The sequence below is a fragment of the Pseudomonas vanderleydeniana genome (assembly GCF_014268755.2).
Taxonomy (GTDB): domain Bacteria; phylum Pseudomonadota; class Gammaproteobacteria; order Pseudomonadales; family Pseudomonadaceae; genus Aquipseudomonas; species Aquipseudomonas vanderleydeniana.
In genome coordinates this window covers 494,122-518,273 of the sequence record NZ_CP077093.1, presented here as the reverse complement: position 1 = coordinate 518,273, position 24,152 = coordinate 494,122, and the positions used below count along the sequence as shown (strand labels likewise).

At 62.2% G+C, this 24,152-nt stretch carries 22 protein-coding genes; 8 read left to right on the top strand and 14 right to left on the bottom strand.

What is annotated here, in order from left to right:
* Positions 1–84: 84 nt before the first annotated feature.
* A complete protein-coding gene (locus HU752_RS02310) occupies positions 85–996 on the bottom strand; it encodes an AraC family transcriptional regulator (protein WP_186683844.1) in 912 nt (303 codons plus the stop codon).
* Positions 997–1,110: 114 nt separating this feature from the next.
* Between HU752_RS02310 and HU752_RS02305 the strand changes: the two genes are divergently transcribed.
* Positions 1,111–1,452: a carboxymuconolactone decarboxylase family protein gene (locus HU752_RS02305; protein WP_017904402.1), complete on the top strand. Its 342-nt coding sequence runs from the start codon at positions 1,111–1,113 to the stop codon at positions 1,450–1,452.
* 194 nt (positions 1,453–1,646) lie between these two features.
* Here HU752_RS02305 and HU752_RS02300 read toward each other — a convergent pair whose 3' ends face one another.
* Positions 1,647–2,612: a GlxA family transcriptional regulator gene (locus HU752_RS02300; RefSeq protein WP_186683845.1), complete on the bottom strand. Its 966-nt coding sequence runs from the start codon at positions 2,610–2,612 to the stop codon at positions 1,647–1,649.
* A gap of 224 nt (positions 2,613–2,836) precedes the next feature.
* On the opposite strand from HU752_RS02300, the gene HU752_RS02295 reads away from it, so the two are divergent.
* Positions 2,837–3,478: an HD domain-containing protein gene (locus HU752_RS02295; RefSeq protein ID WP_186683846.1), complete on the top strand. Its 642-nt coding sequence runs from the start codon at positions 2,837–2,839 to the stop codon at positions 3,476–3,478.
* Between the two features lie 278 nt (positions 3,479–3,756).
* Here the strand turns inward: HU752_RS02295 and HU752_RS02290 are convergent, their stop codons facing one another.
* From HU752_RS02290 to HU752_RS02255, 8 genes are all read right to left on the bottom strand, one after another.
* The gene (locus HU752_RS02290; protein ID WP_186683847.1) at positions 3,757–4,650 is read right to left on the bottom strand and encodes an ABC transporter permease subunit; all 894 of its coding nucleotides are present in this window, start codon (positions 4,648–4,650) and stop codon (positions 3,757–3,759) included.
* Complete coding sequence (locus HU752_RS02285; RefSeq protein ID WP_186683848.1) at positions 4,647–5,567, bottom strand: ABC transporter permease subunit; 921 nt, start codon at positions 5,565–5,567, stop codon at positions 4,647–4,649. Before HU752_RS02285 ends, HU752_RS02290 begins: the two co-directional genes overlap by 4 nt.
* Entirely contained in the window at positions 5,564–6,706 is a 1,143-nt protein-coding gene (locus HU752_RS02280) for an ABC transporter ATP-binding protein (RefSeq protein ID WP_186683849.1), read from the bottom strand. The genes HU752_RS02285 and HU752_RS02280 overlap by 4 nt, the downstream gene beginning before the upstream one ends.
* Positions 6,707–6,784: 78 nt before the next feature.
* On the bottom strand, positions 6,785–7,879 hold the full coding sequence (locus tag HU752_RS02275; RefSeq protein WP_186683850.1) for a polyamine ABC transporter substrate-binding protein: 1,095 nt from the start codon (positions 7,877–7,879) through the stop codon (positions 6,785–6,787).
* Positions 7,880–8,077: 198 nt separating this feature from the next.
* Positions 8,078–9,187: a polyamine ABC transporter substrate-binding protein gene (locus HU752_RS02270; RefSeq protein WP_186683851.1), complete on the bottom strand. Its 1,110-nt coding sequence runs from the start codon at positions 9,185–9,187 to the stop codon at positions 8,078–8,080.
* Between the two features lie 173 nt (positions 9,188–9,360).
* Entirely contained in the window at positions 9,361–10,725 is a 1,365-nt protein-coding gene (locus HU752_RS02265; protein WP_186683852.1) for an aspartate aminotransferase family protein, read from the bottom strand.
* A 56-nt stretch (positions 10,726–10,781) separates the two neighbouring features.
* Positions 10,782–12,140 carry a glutamine synthetase family protein gene (locus HU752_RS02260; RefSeq protein ID WP_017902080.1) on the bottom strand — a complete coding sequence of 453 codons (1,359 nt, stop codon included), beginning with the start codon at positions 12,138–12,140 and terminating at the stop codon, positions 10,782–10,784.
* 41 nt (positions 12,141–12,181) lie between these two features.
* Positions 12,182–12,970: a gamma-glutamyl-gamma-aminobutyrate hydrolase family protein gene (locus tag HU752_RS02255; RefSeq protein WP_186683853.1), complete on the bottom strand. Its 789-nt coding sequence runs from the start codon at positions 12,968–12,970 to the stop codon at positions 12,182–12,184.
* 278 nt (positions 12,971–13,248) lie between these two features.
* On the opposite strand from HU752_RS02255, the gene HU752_RS02250 reads away from it, so the two are divergent.
* A complete protein-coding gene (locus HU752_RS02250) occupies positions 13,249–14,625 on the top strand; it encodes a glutamine synthetase family protein (protein ID WP_020481031.1) in 1,377 nt (458 codons plus the stop codon).
* A gap of 176 nt (positions 14,626–14,801) precedes the next feature.
* Entirely contained in the window at positions 14,802–15,440 is a 639-nt protein-coding gene (locus tag HU752_RS02245) for a TetR/AcrR family transcriptional regulator (protein WP_186683854.1), read from the top strand.
* Positions 15,441–15,579: 139 nt separating this feature from the next.
* Here HU752_RS02245 and tauD read toward each other — a convergent pair whose 3' ends face one another.
* Genes tauD through tauA form a run of 4 tightly spaced genes read right to left on the bottom strand, consistent with a single transcriptional unit; the run spans position 15,580 to position 19,108 of the window.
* On the bottom strand, positions 15,580–16,413 hold the full coding sequence (gene tauD / locus HU752_RS02240) for a taurine dioxygenase (protein WP_186683855.1): 834 nt from the start codon (positions 16,411–16,413) through the stop codon (positions 15,580–15,582).
* Positions 16,414–16,461: 48 nt separating this feature from the next.
* Complete coding sequence (gene tauC, locus HU752_RS02235) at positions 16,462–17,292, bottom strand: taurine ABC transporter permease TauC (protein WP_186683856.1); 831 nt, start codon at positions 17,290–17,292, stop codon at positions 16,462–16,464.
* Entirely contained in the window at positions 17,289–18,083 is a 795-nt protein-coding gene (tauB, locus tag HU752_RS02230; RefSeq protein ID WP_186683857.1) for a taurine ABC transporter ATP-binding subunit, read from the bottom strand. Before tauB ends, tauC begins: the two co-directional genes overlap by 4 nt.
* A gap of 47 nt (positions 18,084–18,130) precedes the next feature.
* A complete protein-coding gene (gene tauA, locus HU752_RS02225) occupies positions 18,131–19,108 on the bottom strand; it encodes a taurine ABC transporter substrate-binding protein (protein ID WP_186683863.1) in 978 nt (325 codons plus the stop codon).
* Positions 19,109–19,794: 686 nt separating this feature from the next.
* Here tauA and HU752_RS02220 point away from each other — a divergent pair.
* From HU752_RS02220 to HU752_RS02205, 4 genes are all read left to right on the top strand, one after another.
* Entirely contained in the window at positions 19,795–21,141 is a 1,347-nt protein-coding gene (locus HU752_RS02220) for an OprD family porin (protein WP_186683865.1), read from the top strand.
* A 323-nt stretch (positions 21,142–21,464) separates the two neighbouring features.
* Positions 21,465–22,103, top strand: a complete 639-nt coding sequence (locus HU752_RS02215) for a peroxiredoxin (protein WP_017901481.1) — start codon at positions 21,465–21,467, stop codon at positions 22,101–22,103.
* A gap of 391 nt (positions 22,104–22,494) precedes the next feature.
* Positions 22,495–23,088: an NADPH-dependent FMN reductase gene (gene ssuE / locus HU752_RS02210; protein ID WP_186683867.1), complete on the top strand. Its 594-nt coding sequence runs from the start codon at positions 22,495–22,497 to the stop codon at positions 23,086–23,088.
* A gap of 93 nt (positions 23,089–23,181) precedes the next feature.
* The gene (locus tag HU752_RS02205; protein ID WP_186683869.1) at positions 23,182–24,147 is read left to right on the top strand and encodes a sulfonate ABC transporter substrate-binding protein; all 966 of its coding nucleotides are present in this window, start codon (positions 23,182–23,184) and stop codon (positions 24,145–24,147) included.
* Positions 24,148–24,152: the final 5 nt, after the last annotated feature.

The following is a 24,152-nucleotide window of genomic DNA, read 5'->3' as shown; positions in this document are numbered from 1 at the left end:
GGCTCCCACAGTGTGCCGTGTCTGTCACAGACCTTTTGTACGGAATGAAACCCGTGGGAGCCGGATTTATCCGCGAAGGGATCACTACCTCCCTCCGGCCTTGCGTACCTGCCCGGGCGCTTGCCCATAGACTTCCTTGAACTTCTTGCTGAACGCCGCCTGCGACTGATACCCGACCTGCTGCGCGATATCGCTCAGGCCCAGGTGCGAGTTGCCCAGCAAGCCATAAGCCAGTTCCATCCGCACCCGGGTCAGCAGTACCCACGGCGACTCCCCCGCGACCTTGACGAAGGCCCGCATGAAGGTCGACCGCGACATGCTCGCCAGCGCCGCCAGGCTGTCGATGCTCCACTCGCGGGCCGGGTCCTCCAGCATGCCCTGCCAGGCCCGGCTCAGGCGCTTGTCGGCCAGCAGGGCCAGGGTGCCGCTGGCCTGCGCCTGCTGTTGCAGGTAGACCCGCAGCACCAGCGTGAACAGCGCCGAGGACAACGCGTCCACCAGGAAGCGTGCCCCGGGCTGGTCACCATCGGCCTCCACCCGCAACAACCCCACCAGCGCCGTCAGTTGGTCATTGGCCGGCAGGTCGCGACTGGACACCACCAGGTACTGCGGGAGCGCGGCGAACAGCATCGACTCGCGCTGGTAATGGAAACGCCCGCAGAGCAGGTCGAGCGCGGGCCCCTCGCGGCCAATACGGTGCAGCGGCAACAGGCCGCCCGTGCTGACCTGCGCGGCCACCGGTGCCACCCGCTGCCCTTCGCTGCGCAGCAGGTGCGTAGCGTCGCCGGGAAACACCAGGATGTCTCCCGCTCCCAGGCGGACCGTGTGGCCATCGGGCAACTCGACCTGGCACTCGCCCGCCAGCACGATGTGGTAGGGCGCGATGCCGGTGTGCTGCTGCCCGTGCGGCAGCGCCCAGTCGCCCTGCAGCTGGCAACGCAGGTCGAGGCTGCCACGCACCCCGGCCAGCCCGATGAGCCTATCGATCGAGTTCATTTGCGCCTATCGGACAAAGGGTTGAGTGGATCGAACAAAAGTGCCTGTACTGAATGGACGACACTGGATTCGTTGCTTGAGCAGTCTACCGTCAGCCTTTCAGGAGTTACCACCATGTTCCTCAATTGGTCCGAGCTGTTGCCCACCATCAAGAATGCCTTCGGCGCACTGGGCAAATCCAACCCCAAGATGGTCCAGGCCTATATGAAACTGGGTGAGGCCGCCGCCGAAAACAATGTGCTGGATGCCAAGACCCGCGAGCTGATTTCCATCGCCGTGGCGATCTCCACCCGCTGCGACGGCTGCATCGGTGCCCACACCGACGCGGCGATCAAGGCCGGGGCAACCCGCGAGGAAGTCGCGGCGGCACTGGCCACAGCCATTTCGCTGAATGCCGGAGCGGCCTATATCTACTCGCTGCATGCGCTGGAGGCGTACGACAGCCTGAAGCCTTGATCGACTCCCTTGGCCGTTCCAGCAGAGCCCGGACAACGTTGTTGTTGCGGGCTCTATCGGGAACTTCATGAGCCGCACAGATTTCAAGGTCCCATTCGCGGGCAAGCCCTGCTCCTACAGTTGTGATTTATGCACGACACAGGTCTTGTAGGAGCGGGCTTGCCCGCGAAAGGGCCCCCAAGCCACCCACTGATTCAGGACAACCCCGCAAAATTCTGCCGAAACTGCTGCGCGCTGACCCCCAGCCGACGCAGGAACACACTGCGCATATGGTGCGCATCGCGAAACCCGCACTCATAGGCAATGGTCTTCAACGGCACGCCGCCACTTTCCAGCAGCACCCGCGCCGCATCCACCCGCGCGCTTTCGACGAACTGCGCCGGGGTCACCCCGCTCTCACGGACGAACACCCGGGAAAAGTTGCGCGCGCTCATGTTCGCCGCCTTCGCCAGCTCGGCAATGCTCAGGTCCACCGTCAGATTTGCCAGCACATACTGTTGCACCTGAGCCACCACCGAGTCGGGTTCGGCATGCGGGGTCAGGTAGGGACTGAACTGCGATTGGCCGCCCGAGCGCTGGGTGAACACCAGCAGTCGCCTGGCCACGCTCAACGCGATCTCGCTGCCCTGCTCGCGGGACAGCAGATACAGCGACAGGTCGATACCCGCCGTCACCCCCGCTGAAGTGAACAGCTCGCCGTCCTGGACATACAGTCGATCGGCCTCGACCCGTGCCGTCGGGCACAGCGCGGCGAGCGCCAGGGCGTCGTTCCAGTGGGTGGTCACCGTGCGCCCCTCGAGCAAGCCGGCCCGCGCGAGCAGGAAGGCACCATTGCAAATCGAGCCGAACAGCCCGGCGCGGGCGGCAGCACCCCGCAGCCAGGCATGGAACGGCGCGCCGAAGTCCTGCCCGGGCAGCTCCGGACCACCGGCACACAGCAGCAGGTCGTAGCGCTCCAGCGCCTCGCTGTAGTGCCGGTGCGCCTGGATCGCCAGGCCGTTGGAACAAGGCAGCCAACCGCGCTCGACACCCACCACCTCCAGGCGGTACCCCGCCTCGGGCGGCAGGAAACGATTGGCCTCGGCGAATACATCCATCGGCCCGGTCACATCCAGGGACTGGACACCGGGAAACACGACGATGGCGACGGTACGGGTCATGGAACAAGCCTCTTTCGGATCAACGCCTGGCTCTTTGCGAAAGTCGCCGAGCCACACCTACGGTACCCAAAGCCTCGGCGCGATACGAGGCACCACCGGCCCCTGGCGCGAAACCCGCCGCGAATGGCCGAAATCGTCACCCTGTGTCGATAGCAGCCAAATCCCCCTGGCGCCAGACTGGACTCATCGGCGCCATCCCGGCGCTCGCCACAGGAGTCACGACCATGAGCACCACCATTGCCGGCATCAGGATCCCCGACAGTGCCCTGGCCCGGGCGGCCACCGAATACATTCGCGACGTGGAAACCGACCTGCTCTATCACCACTCGCGCCGGGTGTTCCTGTTCGGTGCCCTGAGCGGCGAGCGCAAGCAACTGGCCTACAACCCGGAGCTGCTCTACATCGGCGCGATGTTCCACGACCTCGGCCTGATGGAGGGCCAGCGCAGCGACAATGACCGTTTCGAAGTCGACGGCGCCAACGCCGCCAAGGCCTTCATGCAACCCTACGGCCTGTCGGACGACGATATCGAGCAGGTCTGGCTGTCGATTGCCCTGCATACCACGCCGGGCATCCCGCAATACCTGCGTCCGACCGTGGCGCTGGTGACCGCGGGCGTGGAGATGGACGTGCTGGGCATGGACTACGCCGCGTTTCCCGCCGCGCAGCGTGAAGCGGTGGTGCATGCGCATCCACGCGGGGAGAATTTCAAGGAGTGCATCATCTGCGCGTTTGCCGATGGCTTGCGCCATCGTCCGCAGACCACCTTCGGCAACGTCAAGACCGACGTGCTGAAGGACAAGGATGTCAGCTTCAAGCCGATGAATTTCGTCGAGGTGATCCGGCGTTCGCCGTGGGCCGAGTGAAAACCTTGAGGCCTATTCGCGGCGGTCCGACGCCTCGGTAAATCCGGCTCCCACAGTACTGTAGGAGCCGGCTTGCTGGCGATCCGCCGAAGGCGGCCATTCAGCACCCTCTGCGGCGATAACGACATTGCTATCGCCAGCCAGCGGAGCGCCGCCCGGCCGTCTCCCACCCTTTACAGCGCACGCCCGATGGCAGCTTTACGAGCCGGGCTCCCACAGTACTGTGTCAAGCGACACGGACTGTGGGAGCGGGCTTGCCCGCGAAGCTTTCCAGCGGATTACGCGGTCTGCGACGCAGCCGGTGCACGACGCACATCCGGCTGTTTCCAGGAGTCCGCCGCGCTTTCCTCGATGGCCTGCTGGATCGCCTTGCGCCGACGCTCTTCGGCCTGGCGGCTGAAGTACCAGACCAGGAAGGTCACCAGCGACACCGCCAGCAGGATCAGGCTCGCCACCGCGTTGATCTCCGGCTTCACGCCCAGGCGTACCGCCGAGAACACCTCCATCGGCAGGGTGGTCGAACCCGGCCCGGACACGAAGCTGGCCAGCACCAGGTCATCCAGCGACAGCGCGAACGACATCATGCCGCCCGCCGCCAGCGACGGCGCGATCATCGGGATGGTGATCAGGAAGAACACCTTCCACGGCCGCGCGCCCAGGTCCATGGCCGCCTCTTCGATCGACAGGTCCAGCTCGCGCAGGCGTGCCGACACCACCACCGCCACATAGGCCGAGCAGAAGGTCGTGTGGGCGATCCAGATGGTGGCGATGCCACGCTCCTGGGGCCAGCCGACCATCTGCGCCATGGCCACGAACAGCAGCAGCAGCGACAGGCCGGTGATCACTTCCGGCATCACCAGCGGTGCGGTGACCATGCCACCGAACAGGGTACGACCCTTGAAGCGGGTAATGCGGGTCAGCACGAACGCCGCCAGGGTACCCAGCGCCACCGCCGCCAGGGCGGTGTAGCAGGCGATTTCCAGCGAGCGGCCGACCGAGCCCATCAGTTGGGTGTTGTCCAGCAGGCCGACGTACCACTTCACCGACCAGCCGCCCCACACCGTCACCAGCTTGGAAGCGTTGAACGAGTAGATCACCAGGATCAGCATCGGCAGGTAGATGAACAGCAGACCCACCACCAGCATCAGGTTCGAGAAACTGAAGCGCTTCATACCCGGCCCTCCATTTCCTTGGCCTGACTGCGGTTGAACAGGATGATCGGGACGATCAGGATCGCCAGCATCACCACGGCGAGCGCGGACGCCACCGGCCAGTCACGGTTGTTGAAGAACTCTTGCCACAGCACCTTGCCGATCATCAGCGTTTCCGGACCGCCAAGCAGCTCGGGGATCACGAACTCGCCCACCACCGGGATGAACACCAGCATGCAGCCGGCGATGATGCCGTTCTTCGACAGCGGCACGGTGATTTTCCAGAAGCTGTTGAAAGTGCTCGATCCGAGGTCGGATGCGGCCTCCAGCAGGCTGGCATCGTGCTTCACCAGGTTGGCGTAGAGCGGCAGGATCATGAACGGCAGGTAGGAATAGACCACGCCGATGTACACCGCCAGGTTGGTGTTGAGGATCTGCAGCGGCTCGCTGATCAGTCCGGTCCACATCAGGAAGCCGTTGAGCAGCCCGTTGTTGCTGAGGATGCCCATCCAGGCATAGACGCGGATCAGGATCGCGGTCCAGGTCGGCATCATGATCAGCAGCACCAGCACGGTCTGCACTTCCTTGCGGGCCTTGGAGATGGCGTAGGCCATCGGATAGCCGATCAGCAGGCACAGCAACGTGCTGAAGAAGGCCATCTTCAACGAACCGAGGTACGCCGCCAGGTACAGCTCGTCGTCCCCCAGCATCGAGTAATTGCCCAGGTTCAGGACCAGTTGCAGCTTCTGTTCGACGAAGGTGTAGATCTCGGTATACGGCGGAATCGCCACATCCGCTTCCGCGAAGCTGATCTTCAGGACAATGAAGAACGGCAGCATGAAGAACAGGAACAGCCAGATGAAAGGGATCCCGATGACCACGTGGCGGCCAGAGGGGGTTATTCGTTGCAGTTGGCGCTTGAGTTTTCGCATGTTCATGAGCGCAGTACCACGCCGCTGTCGTCTTCCCACCAGACGAACACTTCGTCACCCCAGGTCGGCCGCGCGCCCTGGCGCTCGGCGTTGGCGACGAAGGACTGGACCAGCTTGCCGCTCGGCAGCTCGACGTAGAACACCGAGTGGCCGCCCAGGTAGGCGATATCGTGGACCTTGCCGCGCGACCAGTTGTGCTCGCACTGCGGCTGGGTGGTGGTGACCAGCAGCTTCTCCGGACGGATCGCGTAGGTCACGCGCTTGTCCTGCACCGAGGTGCTGACCCCGTGGCCGACATAGATGCTGCGCTCCAGCTCCGGGCTGGCGATGCGTGCATAACCTTCGGCGTCATCGACCACTTCACCGTCGAACAGGTTGACGTTGCCGATGAACTCGCAGACCAGGCGGCTGGTCGGGGTCTCGTAGACGTCGATCGGGCTGCCGATCTGGGCGATCCAGCCCAGGTGCATGATGGCGATCCGCTCGGCCATGGTCATGGCCTCTTCCTGGTCGTGGGTCACCATGACGCAGGTCACGCCGACGCGCTCGATGATCTCGACAAGCTCAAGCTGCATCTGCGAGCGCAGCTTCTTGTCCAGAGCACCCATGGGCTCGTCGAGCAGCAACAGTTTCGGCCGCTTGGCCAGGGAGCGGGCCAGGGCCACACGCTGGCGCTGGCCACCGGACAGCTGGTGCGGCTTGCGCTTGGCGTACTGGCTCATCTGCACCAGCTTGAGCATTTCGGCCACGCGGGCATCGATCTCGGCCTTCGGGATCTTGTCCTGCTGCAGGCCGAAGGCGATGTTCTGCGCCACGGTCATGTGCGGGAACAGCGCGTAGGACTGGAACATCATGTTGATCGGCCGCTCGTAGGGCGGCATGTCGGTGATGTCCACGCCATCGAGGTAGATCCGGCCTTCGGTCGGCCGTTCAAAACCTGCGAGCATGCGCAGCAAGGTGGATTTACCCGAACCCGAGCCGCCGAGCAGGGCGAAGATCTCGCCCTTCTTGATTTCCAGGGACACATCGTCCACGGCGATCGTCTCGTCGAACTTCTTCGTGACCCGGTCGATCTTGACCAACACCTGCTTGGGTGATTGGTCGCCCTCGAGGGCTTTCTTATAGGCGCCGGAGGCAACAGCCATTTGCAAAACTCCCAACAAAATTTAACCGCGAGGCCAAGACGGCCTGGCATTGAATGGTTTGACCCGAGTCCTTGCGGACTATTTGCCCGACTTGATCCTGGTCCAGCTACGGGTCATCACACGTTGGATTTTCGGGGGTAGTTCCGAGTTGACGTACAGCTTGTCCACAACAGCTTGCGGTGGGTAAACCGCTTCGTCGGTGCGCACGGACTGATCCATCAGTTCGCCAGCCTTTGGGTTCGGGTTGGCATAGCCGACATAATCGCTGACCTGGGCGATCGCTTCAGGTTGCAGCAGATAATTGATGAACGCATGGGCCTCCTTCACGTTGCTGGCGTCCTTGGGGATTGCCAGCATGTCGAACCAGAGGTTGCCGCCCTCCTTGGGAATCACGTAGGCGATATCCACGCCCTTCTTCGCTTCTTCAGCGCGTTTCTTCGCCTGGAACACATCGCCGGAGAAACCGGCCGCCACGCAGATCTCGCCGTTGGCCAGATCGCTGATGTACTTGGAGGAGTTGAAGTAGGTCACGTAAGGACGGACCTTGAGCAGTTTCTCTTCGGCTGCCTTGTAGTCCTTCTCGTTGGTGCTGTTGGGGCTCAGGCCCATGTAGTTCAGCACGGCCGGCAGCATTTCATCGGCGGAGTCGAGGAAGGCCACGCCACAGCTGGAGAGCTTCTTGATGTTTTCCGGCTCGAACAGCATCGCCCAGGAGTCGATCTTGTCGACACCCAGCACGGCCTTGACCTTCTCGACGTTGTAGCCGATGCCGTTGGTGCCCCACAGGTATGGCACCGCGTACTGGTTGCCCGGATCGTTCTTCTCCAGACGCTTCATCAGCGCCGGATCGAGGTTGCCGTAGTTGGGCAGCAGCGACTTGTCGAGCTTCTGGAAGGCGCCGGCCTTGATCTGCTTGCCGAGGAAGTGGTTGGACGGAACCACCACGTCATACCCGGTATGTCCGGCCAGCAACTTGCCTTCCAGGGTTTCATTGGAATCGAAGACGTCATATACCGGTTTGATACCGGTGGACTTCTCGAAATCGGCCAGGGTTTTCTCGCCGATATAATCGGACCAGTTATAAATATGCACAGTCGGCGCAGCGTACGCACTGACAGTCAGCGTCAGGCCTGCGCCAACCAGCAAAGTCTTGCAAAACAAAGAAATAGACACTCGGAGGTCCTCTCAATAGTTGGGCCTGAGTTGCCCGGGCCATATGGCGATATACCGCCCGATGACAAAACCGGCGCGCAACTTACCCTCGATAAGCCGATCCAGCAAAAGTTTTCTTTGATTGATATTAGTCCTGCTGGAACCGGTACCCGGAAGAGCCCGGTTCCAGCAGGTGGAGCGGTGTTGCATCAGGCGGGATTATTTACCCGACTTGATCTTGGTCCAGCTACGGGTCAGCTCACGCTGGGTAGCGGCAGGCAGGTCGGCAATCGCGTAGAGCTTGGCCTGCACGTCTGCTGGCGGGTAGATGCCCGGGTCGCTGGTGATGCTCTTGTCGACCAGCGGCGTGGCCTTCTCGTTGCCGTTCGGGAAACGCACGCTGTCGGTGATCGCCGCCATGACTTCCGGCTTGAGCAGGTAGTTCATGAACTTGTAGGCACCGTCGACGTTTTCCGCGTCCTTCGGAATGGCGACCATGTCATAGAAGCTGCCAGCCCCTTCCTTCGGAATGGCGTAGCTGACTTTCACCTTGTCACCGGCCTCGGCGGCACGGGACTTGGCCTGCTGGATGTCACCCGAGTAGCCGACGGCTACGCAGATGTTGCCGTTGGCCAGATCCGAGATGTACTTGGACGAGTGGAAGTAGGTGATCGAAGGACGGATCTTCAGGAACAGATCCTCGGCCTTCTTGATGTCATCCTTCTTCTGGCTGTCGGTTGGCAGGCCCAGGTAGTGCAGCGCGACCGGGATCATCTCGGTCGGCGAGTCGAGGAAGCTCACGCCGCAGCTCTTGAGCTTGGCGATGTTCTCCGGCTTGAGCAGGGTGTCCCACGAGTCGATCTTGTCCACGCCCAGCGCGGCCTTGACCTTCTCCGGGTTGTAGCCGATGCCGATCGAGCCCCACATGTACGGGAAGGCGTGCTGGTTGCCCGGGTCGCTGACCGAAACGGCCTTGAGCAGCGACTTGTTCAGGTTGTCGTAGTTGGACAGCTTGGACTTGTCCAGCTCCTGATAGACGCCAGCCTTGATCTGCTTGGCCAGGAAGTTGTTGGACGGCACCACGATGTCGTAGCCGGACTTGCCGGCCAGCAGCTTGGCTTCCAGGGTTTCGTTGCTGTCGAATACGTCGTAGACGACCTTGATCCCGGACTCCTTCTCGAAGTTCGCGATGGTGTCCGGCGCGATGTAGTCGGACCAGTTGTAAACGTGCAGCACTTTATCGTCCGCGTGAGCGGCACCGGCCATCGCTCCGGCCATGGACAGGGCCAGGAGAGTCTTGCCAGCGTTCTTCAAACCTAATGCCTTCATGCGTCATGCTCCAAATTTTTCTTTTTAACCAGCTGTTCGGCGGCCGATTCCCGGGCGACTCGGAACAGTGGGGTAGTCTGGCAAGATCCAAGGCCGGCTTTCAAGAAAAGACGGCCTTTCTGATCACTCCGAGCGAAAGCGACTACGACTCGCCTCCGCTCAGAGCCTAGCATCTAGCCCTGCAACGCACTCAGGGTCAGGTCCAGGCATTGACGCGCCTTGGTCACCAGCTCGTCGATCTCCGCCTTGCTGATCACCAGTGGCGGGGCAATGATCATGGTGTCGCCGACGGCACGCATGATCAGCCCGTTGTCGAAGCAGAACTGCCGGCAGATCATGCCGACGCCCTTGCCTTCATAACGCGCACGGGTGGCCTTGTCCTTGACCAGCTCGATGGCCCCCAGCAGACCCACACCACGAACCTCACCCACCAGCGGGTGATCGTTCAGTTCCCGCAGACGCTTCTGCAAATAAGGTGCCGTTTCGGCGTTGGCCCGCTCGATGATCTTTTCATCGCGCAGGATGCGGATGTTTTCCAGCGCCACCGCCGCCGCCACCGGATGCCCGGAGTAGGTGAAACCGTGGTTGAAATCGCCGCCTTCATTGAGCACCGCGACCACGTCGTCGCGCACGATCAGGCCACCCATCGGGATGTAGCCGGAGGTCAGGCCCTTGGCGATGGTCATCATGTGCGGCTTGAGGCCATAGAAATCGCTGCCGAACCACTCGCCGGTACGGCCAAAACCGCAGATCACCTCGTCGGCGACGAACAGGATGTCGTACTTGGCCAGGATCTCCTTGATCCGCGGCCAGTAGCTTTCAGGCGGCACGATCACGCCACCGGCGCCCTGGATCGGCTCGGCGATGAATGCACCGACGTTGTCCACGCCCAGTTCGAGGATCTTCTCTTCCAGCTGGTTGGCCGCCCAGACACCGAACTCTTCCGGGCTCATGTCGCCGCCTTCACCGAACCAGTAAGGCTGCGGGATATGGACGATACCCGGGATCGGCAGGTCGCCCTGCTCGTGCATGTAGGTCATGCCGCCGAGGCTGGCGCCGGCCACGGTGGAGCCGTGGTAGCCGTTCTTGCGGCTGATGATGGTTTTCTTCTGCGGCTGGCCCTTGATCGCCCAGTAGTGGCGGACCATGCGCAGCATGGTGTCGTTGCCTTCGGAGCCGGAGCCGGTGAAGAACACGTGGTTCATGCCCTCGGGCGCAATCTCGGAGATCACCTTGGCCAGCTCCAGCGCCGGCGGGTGGGCGGTCTGGAAGAACAGGTTGTAGTAGGGCAGTTCGCGCATCTGCCGGCTGGCGGCGTCAGCCAGCTCGTCGCGTCCATACCCGACCGCCACACACCACAGGCCGGCCATGCCGTCGAGGATCTTGTTGCCCTCGCTGTCCCAGAGGTAGACGCCCTTGGCGTTGGTGATGATGCGCGGGCCCTTTTCCTTCAATTGCTTGAAGTCGCTGAAGGGAGCCAGGTGATGATCACTGCTGAGGGTTTGCCACTCACGGGTTTGCGGGTTGTTGCTGGTCATACGGATCTCCTAGATTCCAGTGAGGGCGCGGCCAGTTGCCCGCCGCGCCCGATGCATCAGACGGCGAAGAGCAGGAATTCCCGCTCCCACGAACTGATGACACGCTTGAAGTTTTCATGCTCGGCCCGCTTTACCGCGACGTAGCCAGTGATGAATTTCTTGCCCAGGTACTTCTCGATGGTCTTGCTGTTTTCCATGCGCTCCAGGGCGTCCTCGATGGTCAGCGGCAGGCGCAGGTTGCGCCGCTCGTAACCACGGCCAACCACCGGCGCGCTCGGCGTCATGCCCTCGACCATGCCGATGTAGCCGCACAGCAGGCTGGCGGCGATCGCCAGGTAGGGGTTGGCATCGGCGCCCGGCAGGCGGTTTTCCACCCGGCGGTTCTGCGGGCCGGCATCCGGCACGCGCAGGCCGACGGTGCGGTTCTCTTCGCCCCACTCCACGTTCACCGGTGCCGAGGTGTCCGGCAGGAAGCGGCGGAACGAGTTGACGTTCGGTGCGAACAGCGGCAGCAGCTCGGGAATCAGCCGCTGCAGGCCACCGATGTGGTTGAGGAACAGCTCGCTCTTGGTGCCGTCCTCATTGGAGAAGATGTTCTTGCCGGTCTGGATGTCGATGATGCTCTGGTGCAGGTGCATGGCACTGCCCGGCTCGCCGGTCATCGGCTTGGCCATGAAGGTGGCCGCCACGTCGTGCTTGAGCGCCGCCTCGCGCATGGTGCGCTTGAACACCAGGATCTGGTCGGCCAGGGACAGGGCATCGCCGTGACGGAAGTTGATTTCCATCTGCGCCGTGCCGTCCTCGTGGATCAGCGTGTCGAGGTCCAGCTCCTGCAGTTCGCACCAGTCATAGACGTCCTCGAACAGCGGGTCGAATTCGTTGGCCGCCTCGATGGAGAACGACTGGCGACCGATCTCGGGGCGCCCCGAGCGGCCCACCGGCGGTTGCAGCGGATAGTCCGGGTCGTCGCTGCGCTTGGTCAGGTAGAACTCCATCTCCGGTGCGACGATCGGCTGCCAGCCGCGGTCGGCATAGAGTTTCAGGACTTTCTTGAGCACGTTGCGCGGCGATAGCTCGATCGGGTTGCCCTGCTTGTCGTAGGTATCGTGGATCACCTGCGCGGTCGGCTCGATGGCCCAGGGCACCAGGTACACCGCATTGCCGTCGGGGCGGCAGATCATGTCGATATCCGCCGGGTCCAGCAGTTCGTAATAGATGTCGTCCTCGACGTAGTCGCCGGTCACGGTCTGCAACAGGACACTCTCGGGCAGACGCATGCCCTTTTCGGCGATGAACTTGTTGGTCGGCGAGATCTTGCCCCGGGTGATGCCGGTCAGGTCGCCAATCATGCATTCGACTTCTGTGATCTTGTGGTCTTTCAACCAATCGGTGAGCTGGTCGAGGTTGTTACTCATAAATGCCTCTGGGCTGGGTTTCCTGAGCTACATAATAGGAGTCAGGCGCTCGTTAAAGCATCAGTGTCGCGTTGTTTTGCCCGATTTCGGCAGGCGTCGCCGAAAGCCTGGAAAATGGCCAGGTAGACGGGGTTGCTTTCTACCTGCCATTCCGGATGCCATTGCACGCCTAAGGCAAAGGCGTTAGCAAAAGCCTTGCCGCCCACCACCGAGACCGCCTCGATCAGGCCGTCCGGGGCCCGCGCCTCGACCCGCAGGCCCGGGGCCAGGCGATCGACGCCCTGGCCGTGAATCGAGTTGACCGCGAACTCCGCCGGCAGGCCCAGGCTTGCCAGGACACCACCAGGCTCCACGAGCATCGGATGCGCCGGGCCGTACTGGACTTCCAGCGGCTGGCTCTCGTCCTCACGATGATCGATAAAGGTTCCCACTTCATGAACCTTCTGGTGCAGGCTGCCGCCAAACGCCACGTTCATCTCCTGAAATCCCCGGCAGATGCCGAGTACCGGTACGCCGGCGGCCACGGCGGCACGGATCAGCGGCAGCGTGGTGCGGTCGCGTGCAGAATCATGAGCAGTGCCTGGCGCGCTGGCCGGGCCACCGTACAAATGCGGTTCGACGTTGGAAGGAGAGCCGGTGAAGAGAAGGCCATCGAGGCTGTCCAGAATATCGGACGGCTCAAGCAGTTCTGCCAGCGAAGGAATGATCAGCGGCACGCCCTGGGCAGCGGTGGCGACTGCGCGGACATACTTGTCACCACTGATGTGATAACCATGCAAACCGACCTGTTTAGAGCAGGCGGTGACGCCGATCAACGGCAGGCGAGACATGAAGCACCCCGGTATTATTGCTGTTATGGGTTTTAATCGAGCTTAGCCTTGTTCATTTTTTTACACAACACCCCCGTAAAAAATACAACACGGCCCGCTCAAGCCTGCGGTGCCCAAGCGGTTCTCGGGGAAAAAACCGCCCCAAAATGCCCCAAAAAAGCCACTCGAGCGCTTTTTCAGGGCAAAAATTGCCTCGCTTGACTTCGGCATGCCGTTCGGGTTGACTGAAACCAGAAAAGATCAATGATTGATATTTTTAACAACAAAGGTGTTGCATCATGTCGGTACCCCCGCGTGCCGTTCAGCTTAACGAAGCGAACGTGTTCCTTAAGGAACATCCTGAGGTTCTGTACGTTGACCTTCTGATTGCGGATATGAATGGTGTGGTGCGAGGCAAGCGCATCGAACGCACCAGCCTCCACAAGGTTTACGAGAAAGGCATCAACCTGCCGGCCTCACTTTTTGCCCTGGATATCAACGGCTCTACGGTGGAAAGCACCGGCCTGGGATTGGACATCGGCGACGCCGACCGGATCTGTTATCCCATCCCCGGCACCCTGAGCAACGAACCCTGGCAAAAACGCCCCACCGCGCAACTGTTGATGACCATGCACGAACTGGAAGGCGAGCCATTCTTCGCCGACCCCCGTGAAGTGCTCCGCCAAGTTGTAAGCAAGTTTGACGACCTCGGTCTGACCATCTGCGCCGCCTTCGAACTCGAGTTCTACCTGATCGACCAGGAGAACGTGAATGGCCGCCCACAACCGCCCCGCTCCCCGATCTCCGGCAAACGCCCGCACTCGACCCAGGTCTACCTGATCGACGATCTCGACGAATACGTCGACTGCCTCCAGGACATCCTCGAAGGTGCCAAGGAGCAAGGGATTCCCGCCGACGCCATCGTCAAGGAGAGCGCCCCGGCACAGTTCGAAGTCAACCTGCACCACGTGGCCGACCCGATCAAGGCCTGCGACTACGCGGTCCTGCTCAAGCGCCTGATCAAGAACATCGCCTACGACCATGAGATGGACACCACCTTCATGGCCAAGCCCTACCCGGGCCAGGCGGGCAACGGCCTGCATGTCCACATCTCGGTACTCGACAAAGACGGCAAGAATATCTTTGCCAGCGAGGATCCCGAGCAGAACGCCGCGCTGCGTCACGCGATCGGCGGTGTGCTCGAGACCCTGCCCGCGCAGATGGCCTTCCTCTGCCCCAACGTCAACTCCTACCGCCGTTTCGGTGCGCAGTTCTACGTACCGAACTCGCCGAGCTGGGGCCTGGACAACCGCACCGTGGCCCTGCGCGTACCGACCGGCTCGCCGGATGCCGTACGCCTGGAGCACCGCGTGGCCGGCGCCGATGCCAACCCGTACCTGCTGATGGCTTCGGTCCTGGCTGGCGTGCACCACGGCCTGACCAACAAGGTCGAGCCACCGGCACCGACCGAGGGCAACAGCTACGAGCAGAACGAGCAGAGCCTGCCGAACAACCTGCGCGATGCCCTGCGCGAGCTGGACGACAGCGAGATCATGGCCAGGTACATCGATCCGAAGTACATCGATATCTTCGTCGCCTGCAAGGAGAGTGAGTTGGAGGAGTTCGAACACTCCATCTCGGACCTTGAGTACAACTGGTACCTGCATACCGTGTAAGCGGTTGCGGTAATAGAAGGAAGAACGCCGCCGGCCCTGGGCCCGCGGCGTTTTTTTTGGCAGGAACATCGAGGCGCCTTCTTCGCGGTGGCTGACACCCCGACAAGCCCGCTCGCCACAAGACACCGCCGAACCGTCCTCGCGTACAATCTCCGCAGCCCCTGTCGGAGAACACCATGCCCCGCCCCTCCACCGCCCGCAAACCCCGTGCACGCAGCCAAGCGCGGATCGACTCGATCCTCGATGCCGCACGCACCCTGCTGGCCGCCGAGGGCGTGGCCAACCTGTCGATCTACAGCGTGGCCGAACGCGCACAGATCCCGCCGTCGTCGGTGTATCACTTCTTCGCCAGCGTCCCGGCCCTGCTCGAAGCGCTCACCGCCGATGTCCACGCGGCGTTCCGCGCCTGCCTGCAGGCACCGATCGACCACGCCAGCCTCGGCAGCTGGCGCGACCTGTCACGCCTGGTGGAACAGCGCATGCTGGTGATCTACAGCGAAGACGCCGCAGCGCGGCAGTTGATTCTCGCCCAGCACGGCCTGACCGAAGTGACCCAGGCCGACCGCCAGCACGACATCGAGCTGGGCGACCTGATGCACAAGCTGTTCATCCGCCACTTCGAACTGCCGACGCTGCCGACGGAGGTCGATGTGTTCGCGCTGGCGATGGAGCTGGGTGACCGGGTCTACGCGCGGTCGATGCAGTTGCACGACCAGATCACGCCGCGCATGGCCGAGGAAGGCATGCGGGTGTTCGACGCCTACCTGGGCCTGTACCTGCCGCCGTACCTGCCCAAGCGCGATACCCCGCTCTGAACGATTTGTGGGAGCCGGATTTATCCGCGAACCAGGCGACGCGGTTGTGCAGGACTAGCGCGTCATCGTTCTTCGCGGCGGTCCGACGCATCGGTAAATCCTGCTCCCACGGCAATGCAGCCTGCCCACCCGAGAAGTGCTAGAACGGCGCGTCGCCGAGGATGGTCGCCCGGTGCATCACCCGCCGGTTCGGCCGATAGTCATCCACCGCGTAATGCTGGGTCACGCGGTTGTCCCAGAAGGCCACGTCGTTCTCCTGCCAGCGCCAGCGAATGGTGAACTCGGGGCGCGTCGCGTGGGCGAACAGCAGCTTGAGAATCGCCTCGCTCTCCGCTTCCTCCAGCTCATTGATCCGGGTGGTGAAACCCTCGTTGACGAACAGCGCCTTGCGCCCGCTCACCGGGTGCGTGCGAATCACCGGATGAGACAGCGGCGGGTTGCTCCTGCGGGTTTCCTCCCAGCGCGCCAGGTCTTCGGGCGTGCTGCCGAAACGCTCGACAGGAAACGACTTGATGAAGTTGTGCGTCGCCGTCAGCCCATCCAGCAATTGCTGCAACGGTGCCGACAGCGCCTCGAACGCCGCGATCCCGCTGGCCCACAGGGTGTCGCCGCCAAAGGCTGGCAACTGCTTGGCCGCCAGCACGGCGCCAAGCGCCGGGGTCGGCAGGAAGGTCACGTCGGTGTGCCAGATCGCGTTGTCGCGCACGTCGGTGACGGCCGTATCGAGGACCAGCACCTGCGGCTGTTCCGGTACGTTCGGGTAGATCGGGTGGATATGCAGGTCGCCAAAATTCGCCGCGAACGCCGCCTGCTGCTGCGGGTTCAACGGCTGGTTGCGGAAGAACAGCACCTGATGCTTGAGCAGCGCCTGCTCGATGGCGTCGCGCTGCTCGATGTTCAGCGGTTCGCCCAGGGCAATGCCGTCGATCTGCGCGCCCAGGGCCGCGCTCAGGGGAGTAATGGTCAGGCTCATGGTCGGTTCTCTTCAAATACGTGCCGAGCGCTCGGCTGGATCAGTCTGTCAGTGAGCCTGGCCGTGCCACGGCACCAGCTTGCGTTGCAGGGCGCGCAGGCCCATTTCCATGGCGAAGGCGATCAGGGCGATGACCAGGATCCCCAGCACCACCACGTCGGTCACCAGGAACTGCGCTGCCGACTGGACCATGAAACCCAGGCCGCTGGTGGCCGCGATCAGTTCGGCAGCGACCAGCGTCGACCAGCCGACACCCAGCCCGATGCGCACACCGGTGAGGATGTCGGGCAAGGCGCTGGGCAGGATCACATGGCGAATCAACTGTGCCCGGGTCGCGCCCAGCGACAATGCCACGCGCAGCTTGGCCGGGTCGACGGTGCGCACGCCGGTGGCGGTCGCAATGGCGATCGGGGCGAAGATCGCCAGGTAGATCAACAGCACTTTCGACAGCTCGCCGATACCGCACCAGATCACGATCAAAGGCAGGTAGGCCAGCGGCGGAATCGGCCGGTAGAACTCGATCAGCGGGTCGAGAATGCCCCGCGCAATCCGGTTGTGGCCGATGGCGATGCCGACCGGGATGGCGGTCAGCACCGCGATGCCCAGCGCCAGGCCGATCCGCCCGAGACTGGCGGCGAGGTGCTGCCACAGGGTCGCGTCCATGTAGCCCCTGGTCGCCAGCAGCCAGCCTTTTTCCAGGACTGCCGAGGGCGGTGGCAGGAACAGCGGTTCGATCACGCCGAACGCGGTGACAGCCCACCACAACGCGATCAGACCCAGCAGGGTCAGGACGCTGATCCAGCGGGTGCCCAGGCTGCGGCGCACAGCCGGCGCGCTCGATGGGGTGGCGGTGGCCGCCGGCAATTCATAGCTGCTCATACGAACTCCTGCCGCGAGGCGGCACTGCGCTGGGAGAACACACGGGCCAGCACGTGCTCGCGGGTTTCGATGAAACGGGGATCGGACTTGATCGAGCGGGCCGACTCACCGGCGCTGTAGCGCTGGCCGAAATCCAGCTTCAGGTGTTCCACCACCCGCCCCGGGTTGGGCGCCAGCAGAATCAGGTCGGTGGCAAGGAATACCGCTTCTTCAATGTCGTGGGTAATCAGGAACACCGGCTTGGCGGTGCGCTTCCAGACCTGCAGCAACAGCTCCTGCATCTGTTCGCGGGTGAAGGCATCGAGGGCACCGAACGGCTCATCCATCAATAGCACCCGAGGGTCCGCCGCCAGCGCACGGGCCAGGCCGACGCGCTGCTTCTGGCCACCGGACAGTTGCCAGATACGTCGCGAATCGAAGTTCGCCAGGTCGACCAGCGCGAGCATTTCCCGTGCCCGGGCCTCGCGCCGCTCGCGCGGCACACCGGCCAGTTCCAGGCCGAAGCCGACGTTGGCCAGCACATCCTGCCAGGGCAACAGGGCATCGTCCTGGAACACCACGCCACGCTCGGCACCCGGTCCCTTGACCGGCACGCCGTCGAGGGTGATGCGCCCGGCACTGGGTTCGACGAACCCGGCGATCAGGTTCAGCAGCGATGTCTTGCCGCTGCCCGACGGCCCGAGGGCCACCAGCAATTGCTGGGGCCCCAGGCTGAGGGAAATATCCGATAACACCGGCTCGGCCGCACCGGGATACTGTGCGCTGATGCGCTCCAGTTGTAACAAGGCCATGGCGATGGGCTCCTCAGTCCGGGGCCTGGGCAAGCAGGCTCGCGGGATCAGTTGGTGATGAACTTGGCGCTGACGTAAGGGGCATAGTCCGGCAGGACTGCCTCGACCTTGCCCTGCTCCTTCAGGAACGCCGCGGTATCGGTGATCGCCTGGGCGGTTGGCTTGCCGAGGACGGTGACCTGGTCAGCCGCCAGCGGGTAGACGTTGCCCTGCAGCAGCAGTGGAATGTCGCTCGCCTTGGCGCCGGAAAGCTTGACCAGCTTGTCGACGTTGCCTTTGTCGGCCAGCCAGGCCTGTGGGTCTTTTCGGTATTGCGCGTAGGCATCAAGCGTCACTTTGGCGAACGCCTTGACGATCTCCGGGTGCTTCTCGGCAAAGTCCTTGCGTACGATCCAGGCATCGAAGGTCGGCGCACCGAATTTCGCCAGTTCGCCGGAGGTGATCAGCACCTTGCCGTTTTCCTTGGCCACGCCCAGGGCCGGATCCCAGACGTAGGTGGCGTCGATATCGCCGCGCTTCCAGGCGGAAATGATCGCCGGTGGCGCCAGGTTGAGCACCTGCACCTTCGCCGGGTCGATGTTCCAGTGTTTCAGCGCGGCCAGCAGGCTGTAGTGGCCGGTGGAAACGAACGGCACGGCAACTTTCTTGCCGACCAGGTCCTGCGGTGAATTGATCCCGGAGCCGTCGCGGGCAACCAGGGCTTCGGCGGCGCCGATCTGGGTGGCGATCAGGAAGGTTTCCACCGGCACCTTGCGGGTGATGGCCGCTGTCAGCGGGCTGGAACCGAGGTAACCGATCTGCACGTCGCCCGAGGCGATGGCCGAGATGACGTCCGCGCCATTGTCGAACTTGCGCCAGTCGATCTTGGCCTGGCTGACCTTTTCATAGGTGCCGTCGGCCTGGGCGACCTTGGCCGGATCGACGGTGGTCTGGTAGGCCACGGTGAGATCGGCGGCCTGCGCGAACAGGCTGGCCCCGGCCAGGGACAGTGCCGCCAGCAGGCGGAGGGGGGAATTCGGTTTCATCGCAGAAGCTCCTCAACGGGTGACCGGGACTCGGCATGTCGAGAAGACTAAATGATCTAAGAATCTTAAAATAAATAACTTATTAGAATTAGCTTATGAGGGGAAAGTGAACCGCCATGTCCCCGAAAACCGGGGCTGCTGTCTTGGAACTGAAACAATCGAGCTGGCGGCCTGGTGCGTCATGATCTACGGTTGTGGGTCCGTCCGGGCAGTCACGCTCTGGACCGAACGTCGGAATATGACAGCCGCGTGGCAATCTTGCTGCGGACAAATGCTGTAATAAATTGACGGGAGTGGCAGCGTTTAGCCATGATTGCGTCGCCTTTTTGATCGCTGATGACGTACGGAGACGCTTCCGTTGGTCGGCAGTTCTAAAAAAGAGGCGAAAAATACTTTTCAGGAATGAGCCCAGCGGTCGATAGAGAACCCTGGCGGTAGCGCTTGTTAGCGCACGATATTCCTGGATCGTCTAAAAAAGGACGAAATGATTCTTTTTGGGTTTATGACAAAGTCATTACTCTGCATGGACCAAACAACAGTGGTTAGACCAAAGTCGTAGACACGGTTTGTCATGATTGACTTACCAGTCACGATCCGGCGCTAATCGCGCAATCTGTGGCGCCAGAGGGGCGTAGATCCCGAGCCAACCAGAAATACAAAAATTAGAAATGAGAGGAGCAAGACCAATGAAGAAGTCCACTCTGGCCCTGGCTGTGGCCGTGGGGGTCCTGGCGCAGCAGGCGAGCGCCGCAGGTTTCATCGAAGACAGCAAGGCCACTCTGGGTCTGCGCAACTTCTACATCAATACCGATAACCGTGATGGCACCGGCCAAAACAAGTCTGAAGAATGGGGCCAAGGCTTCGACTTGCGCTTCATCTCGGGTTATACCCAAGGCACCGTTCAGTTCGGTGTAGACGCTATCGCTCTGTATGGTGTTCGCTTGGACTCCGGTCGCGGCACCAATGGCGCAACCACTACCTCCTACGGTAGCTCGATGTTCCCGACCGAATCCACCAGCGGCTCGAACAGCCGTGCCGTCCCTGATTTCGCAAGCCTGGGGCTGACCGGTAAGGTCAAGGTTTCCCAGACCGAACTGAAGATCGGCACCCTGCAGCCGAACAACCCGGTCATCAAGACCAACGACGGTCGCCTGCTGCCACAAACCTTCACCGGTGGCGAGCTGAAATCCAACGAGATCAAAGATCTGACTCTGACCGGTGGCCTGATCAACGCAGCCAAAGGCCGTAACTCCACCAACGACGAAGGTCTGTCGATTGCCGGCGCCAACAACCCGACCTCGACTGGCCGTCGCAGCAACAAGTTCTACTATGGTGGTGCGGACTACAAGATCACCAAGGATCTGACCGCTTCGTACTACTACGGCGAACTGAAGGACTTCTACTCGCAGAACTTCCTGGGCCTGGTACACAACTGGGCCATCGGTCCTGGCGTGCTGAAGAGCGACCTGCGCTACTACCGCAGCCGTGACAACGGTTCCAACGGCGACACCGCAGCCTACTACACCTCCGGCTGGTATTCGGATCACCCTACCAACGCCACCAAGGTCAAGGGCAAGGTCGACAACGACCTGTACAGCTACCTGGCCTTGTACTCGGTTGAAGGTCACACCTTCGGTGCAGGCTACCAGTACACCAAGGGCGACAGTGACTTCCCTTGGCTGAACCAGGGTGACGGTTCGTCCAACAGCACCATCACCGACGTGCAGATCCAGAAGTTCGCCCGTGCCGGCGAGCGCACCTGGCAGGCTCGCTACGCCTATGACTTCGCCAAGCTCGGCGTACCTGGCCTGACCGCAGGCGTTACCTACCTGCACGGTGACAATATCAACACCACCACTGGCGACCATAGCGAGTGGGAACGCGACATCAGCCTGGCCTACGTCGTACCGGAAGGCACCTTCAAGAACCTGGGCTTCGCCTGGAAAAACGCGATGTGGCGTACCGACCTGCCGAACACCCGTTCGCAGGACGAAAACCGCCTGATCGTCAGCTACTCGATCCCGCTGCTGTAAGAAGCGCGTGACCGTCTAGTAAAAAGATCCACACTCGGCCCGGCGCAATGCCGGGCCGAGTGCTTCACGTCTTGCATACAGCACTACCTTCAGCTTCAGCCTCCCGCCAAACCTCGACATCACGGCGTTCGGCACTCCACTGAGTTACATCCCCTTAGCCCTCTCACAAGCTGTGGACAAGAGTGCGCCTGGCCGCTTGCGGCGTCCAATGAAGAACTTTTTAATATTCACTTATCTTCTAAATAAATCGATATTTATTCTTTTTATTTTATCCACACTCAAGGCAGAGTAACTCCCACGAACCTTCACCCAAGGAGCAGCACATGAGCCTCAGACTGGGCGACATCGCCCCCGACTTCGAACAGGATTCCAGCGCCGGCAAGATTCGTTTCCATGAGTGGCTCGGCGACAGCTGGGGCGTGCTGTTTTCCCACCCGGCGGACTTCACCCCGGTGTGCACCACGGAGCTGGGCTTCACCGCCAAGCTCAAGGACGAATTCGCCCAGCGCGGCGTCAAGGCCATCGCCCTGTCCGTGGACCCGGTGGACTCGCACCACAAGTGGATCGAGGACATCAACGAAACCCAGCACACCGTCGTCAACTTTCCGATCCTGGCCGATGCCGATCGCAAGGTGTCCGACCTGTACGACCTGATCCACCCCAATGCCAGCGATACCCTTACCGTGCGCTCTCTGTTCGTGATCGACCCGAACAAGAAGATCCGGCTGACCATCACCTACCCGGCGAGCACCGGCCGCAACTTCCACGAGATCCTGCGGGTGATCGACTCGCTGCAGCTGACCGACAACCACAAGGTCGCCACCCCGGCCAACTGGCAGGACGGTGACGAAGTGGTGATCGTGCCATCGCTCAAGGACGAGGAAGAGATCAAGCGGCGCTTCCCCAAGGGCTACCGCGCGGTGAAACCGTACCTGCGCCTGACCCCGCAACCCAATCGTTGAGGCCCTTCCGGCGGGCAGCCAGCACCTCCCCTTGTAGGAGCGTGGCTTGCCCGCGATCGAGTGCGAAGCACTCGCAAGCCCTGAGAACGCGCTTCGCCAGAAACACCGTGTGAGGTGATTTTACGACTGCTTCGCAGCCGATCGCGGGCAAGCCACGCTCCTACAGGGATCGCCAGTTTTCAGTTTCCAGGCATTCACAAAGCAGGGGGTTTTAAGGCCGTTTCGACGGCCTATTTTTTTGCCTGGAACAAAGTCGACCTTATATTCAATTTAAGAATAAACAAATGAATAAATAAGATTTATGGATATATAAAATGACTGGTAAGGTCTGTCCAACCCAAGCGAGATCGCAACCCGCGAATCGCCGCCTTATGTTTGAGGAAAGACCTTCATGCTGGTCGTGACACTCGGAGGAAGCCCCAGCCAGCGATCGCGCTCCGGGGTGCTGCTGGACCACGCCAAACGCTGGCTCAACCAGCACGGCGTCGAAGTGGCGAGCTACCAGGTCCGTGATTTCAATGCCGAAGACCTGCTGCATGCACGCTTCGGCAGCCCGCAGGTGGTCGACCTGCTGCAGCACATCGAGCAGGCCGACGGCCTGGTGATTGCCACGCCGGTTTACAAGGCCTCGTTTTCCGGCGCCCTGAAGACCCTGTTGGACCTGCTGCCCGAGCGCGCCCTGAGCCACAAGGTGGTACTACCGATGGCCACCGGCGGCAGCATCGCCCACATGCTCGCCGTGGACTACGCGCTCAAGCCGGTGCTCGCCGCGCTCAAGGCCCAGGAGATGCTCCACGGCATCTTCGCCGAGGACAGCCAGATCGCCTACGGCGAAGGCAGTGCCCAGGCGCAGCTGGCCCCGGCGCTGGAACAGCGGCTGGCTGAAGCCCTGGAACAGTTCCACAGCGCCCTGGCGCGGCGGCCCAAGCCCCTGGACCCGACCCTGCTGAATGATCGTCTGCTGAGTGCTCGCTGGAGCATCTAGCCCGTTTCACCCGCTATCGATGTACTGGCCTTACTCGCCCGCCAACGGGCAAGCAGGTGCAGCCAAAACCCCAACTGCAAAAAGGAGAGCGCCATGCGCACTGTCATTTTGCGTCGTGGTCTGGTCGCTCTGTTTGCAGCGGCGGTCACCTTCGGCGCCATCACCCAAGCCCAGGCCGAATCCCTGCGGATCGGTTACCAGAAATACGGCACTCTGGTCCTGCTCAAGGCCAAGGGCAGCCTGGAAAAACGCCTCGCCGCCCAGGGCGTGCAGGTGCAATGGACCGAATTCCCCGGTGGCCCGCAACTGCTCGAAGGGCTGAACGTCGGCTCGATCGATTTCGGCGTGACCGGCGAGACCCCGCCCGTGTTCGCCCAGGCCGCCGGCGCCAACCTGCTCTACGTCGCCTCCGAACCGCCTGCACCGACCAGCGAGGCGATCCTGGTGCCCAAGGACTCGACGATCCAATCGGTGAAGGAACTCAAGGGCAAGAAGGTCGCCCTCAACAAGGGCTCCAACGTGCACTATCTGCTGGTCCGCGCCCTGGAGGACGCCGGCCTCAAGTACAGCGACATCCAGACCGTCTACCTGCCGCCCGCCGACGCCCGCGCCGCCTTCGAGCGTGGCAGCGTCGATGCCTGGGTGATCTGGGACCCCTACCAGGCCGCCGCCGAGCAGCAGCTCAAGGCGCGCACCCTGCGTGACGGCAAGGGCCTGGTGGACAACAACCAGTTCTACCTGGCCACCCGTCCCTATGCGGAAAAACATCCCGAGGTGATCAAGGCCCTGGTCGAGGAAGTCCGCGCCGTCGGCGACTGGTCCAAGGCCAACCCCGAGGAAGTCACCGCCCAGGTCGCCCCGCTGCTCGGCCTGCCCGCCGACATCACCCTGACCTCGGTGAAACGCCAGGGCTACGGTGCGCAGTTCCTCACCCCCGAGGTGGTCGCCGCGCAGCAGAAAATCGCCGACAGCTTCTACCAGCTCAAGCTGATTCCCAAGCCGCTGAGCATCAAGGACGTGATCTGGACACCACCAGCCGCCGTCGCCACCGCCCCCTGAACCGT

Excerpts from the sequence above, each read along its gene's own strand:
- HU752_RS02295 (WP_186683846.1), top strand. The coding sequence starts at position 2,837 with ATGAGCACCACCATTGCCGGCATCAGGATCCCCGACAGTGCCCTGGCC.
- tauD (WP_186683855.1), bottom strand. The coding sequence starts at position 16,413 with ATGAGCCTGACCATTACTCCCCTGAGCGCGGCCCTGGGCGCGCAGATC.
- HU752_RS02300 (WP_186683845.1), bottom strand. The coding sequence starts at position 2,612 with ATGACCCGTACCGTCGCCATCGTCGTGTTTCCCGGTGTCCAGTCCCTG.
- tauB (WP_186683857.1), bottom strand. The coding sequence starts at position 18,083 with ATGGCCTTGTTACAACTGGAGCGCATCAGCGCACAGTATCCCGGTGCG.
- tauA (WP_186683863.1), bottom strand. The coding sequence starts at position 19,108 with ATGAAACCGAATTCCCCCCTCCGCCTGCTGGCGGCACTGTCCCTGGCC.
- HU752_RS02250 (WP_020481031.1), top strand. The coding sequence starts at position 13,249 with ATGTCGGTACCCCCGCGTGCCGTTCAGCTTAACGAAGCGAACGTGTTC.
- HU752_RS02305 (WP_017904402.1), top strand. The coding sequence starts at position 1,111 with ATGTTCCTCAATTGGTCCGAGCTGTTGCCCACCATCAAGAATGCCTTC.
- HU752_RS02215 (WP_017901481.1), top strand. The coding sequence starts at position 21,465 with ATGAGCCTCAGACTGGGCGACATCGCCCCCGACTTCGAACAGGATTCC.
- HU752_RS02285 (WP_186683848.1), bottom strand. The coding sequence starts at position 5,567 with ATGAACATGCGAAAACTCAAGCGCCAACTGCAACGAATAACCCCCTCT.
- HU752_RS02280 (WP_186683849.1), bottom strand. The coding sequence starts at position 6,706 with ATGGCTGTTGCCTCCGGCGCCTATAAGAAAGCCCTCGAGGGCGACCAA.
- ssuE (WP_186683867.1), top strand. The coding sequence starts at position 22,495 with ATGCTGGTCGTGACACTCGGAGGAAGCCCCAGCCAGCGATCGCGCTCC.
- HU752_RS02245 (WP_186683854.1), top strand. The coding sequence starts at position 14,802 with ATGCCCCGCCCCTCCACCGCCCGCAAACCCCGTGCACGCAGCCAAGCG.
- HU752_RS02205 (WP_186683869.1), top strand. The coding sequence starts at position 23,182 with ATGCGCACTGTCATTTTGCGTCGTGGTCTGGTCGCTCTGTTTGCAGCG.
- HU752_RS02310 (WP_186683844.1), bottom strand. The coding sequence starts at position 996 with ATGAACTCGATCGATAGGCTCATCGGGCTGGCCGGGGTGCGTGGCAGC.
- HU752_RS02260 (WP_017902080.1), bottom strand. The coding sequence starts at position 12,140 with ATGAGTAACAACCTCGACCAGCTCACCGATTGGTTGAAAGACCACAAG.
- HU752_RS02220 (WP_186683865.1), top strand. The coding sequence starts at position 19,795 with ATGAAGAAGTCCACTCTGGCCCTGGCTGTGGCCGTGGGGGTCCTGGCG.
- HU752_RS02255 (WP_186683853.1), bottom strand. The coding sequence starts at position 12,970 with ATGTCTCGCCTGCCGTTGATCGGCGTCACCGCCTGCTCTAAACAGGTC.
- HU752_RS02290 (WP_186683847.1), bottom strand. The coding sequence starts at position 4,650 with ATGAAGCGCTTCAGTTTCTCGAACCTGATGCTGGTGGTGGGTCTGCTG.
- HU752_RS02265 (WP_186683852.1), bottom strand. The coding sequence starts at position 10,725 with ATGACCAGCAACAACCCGCAAACCCGTGAGTGGCAAACCCTCAGCAGT.
- HU752_RS02270 (WP_186683851.1), bottom strand. The coding sequence starts at position 9,187 with ATGAAGGCATTAGGTTTGAAGAACGCTGGCAAGACTCTCCTGGCCCTG.
- tauC (WP_186683856.1), bottom strand. The coding sequence starts at position 17,292 with ATGAGCAGCTATGAATTGCCGGCGGCCACCGCCACCCCATCGAGCGCG.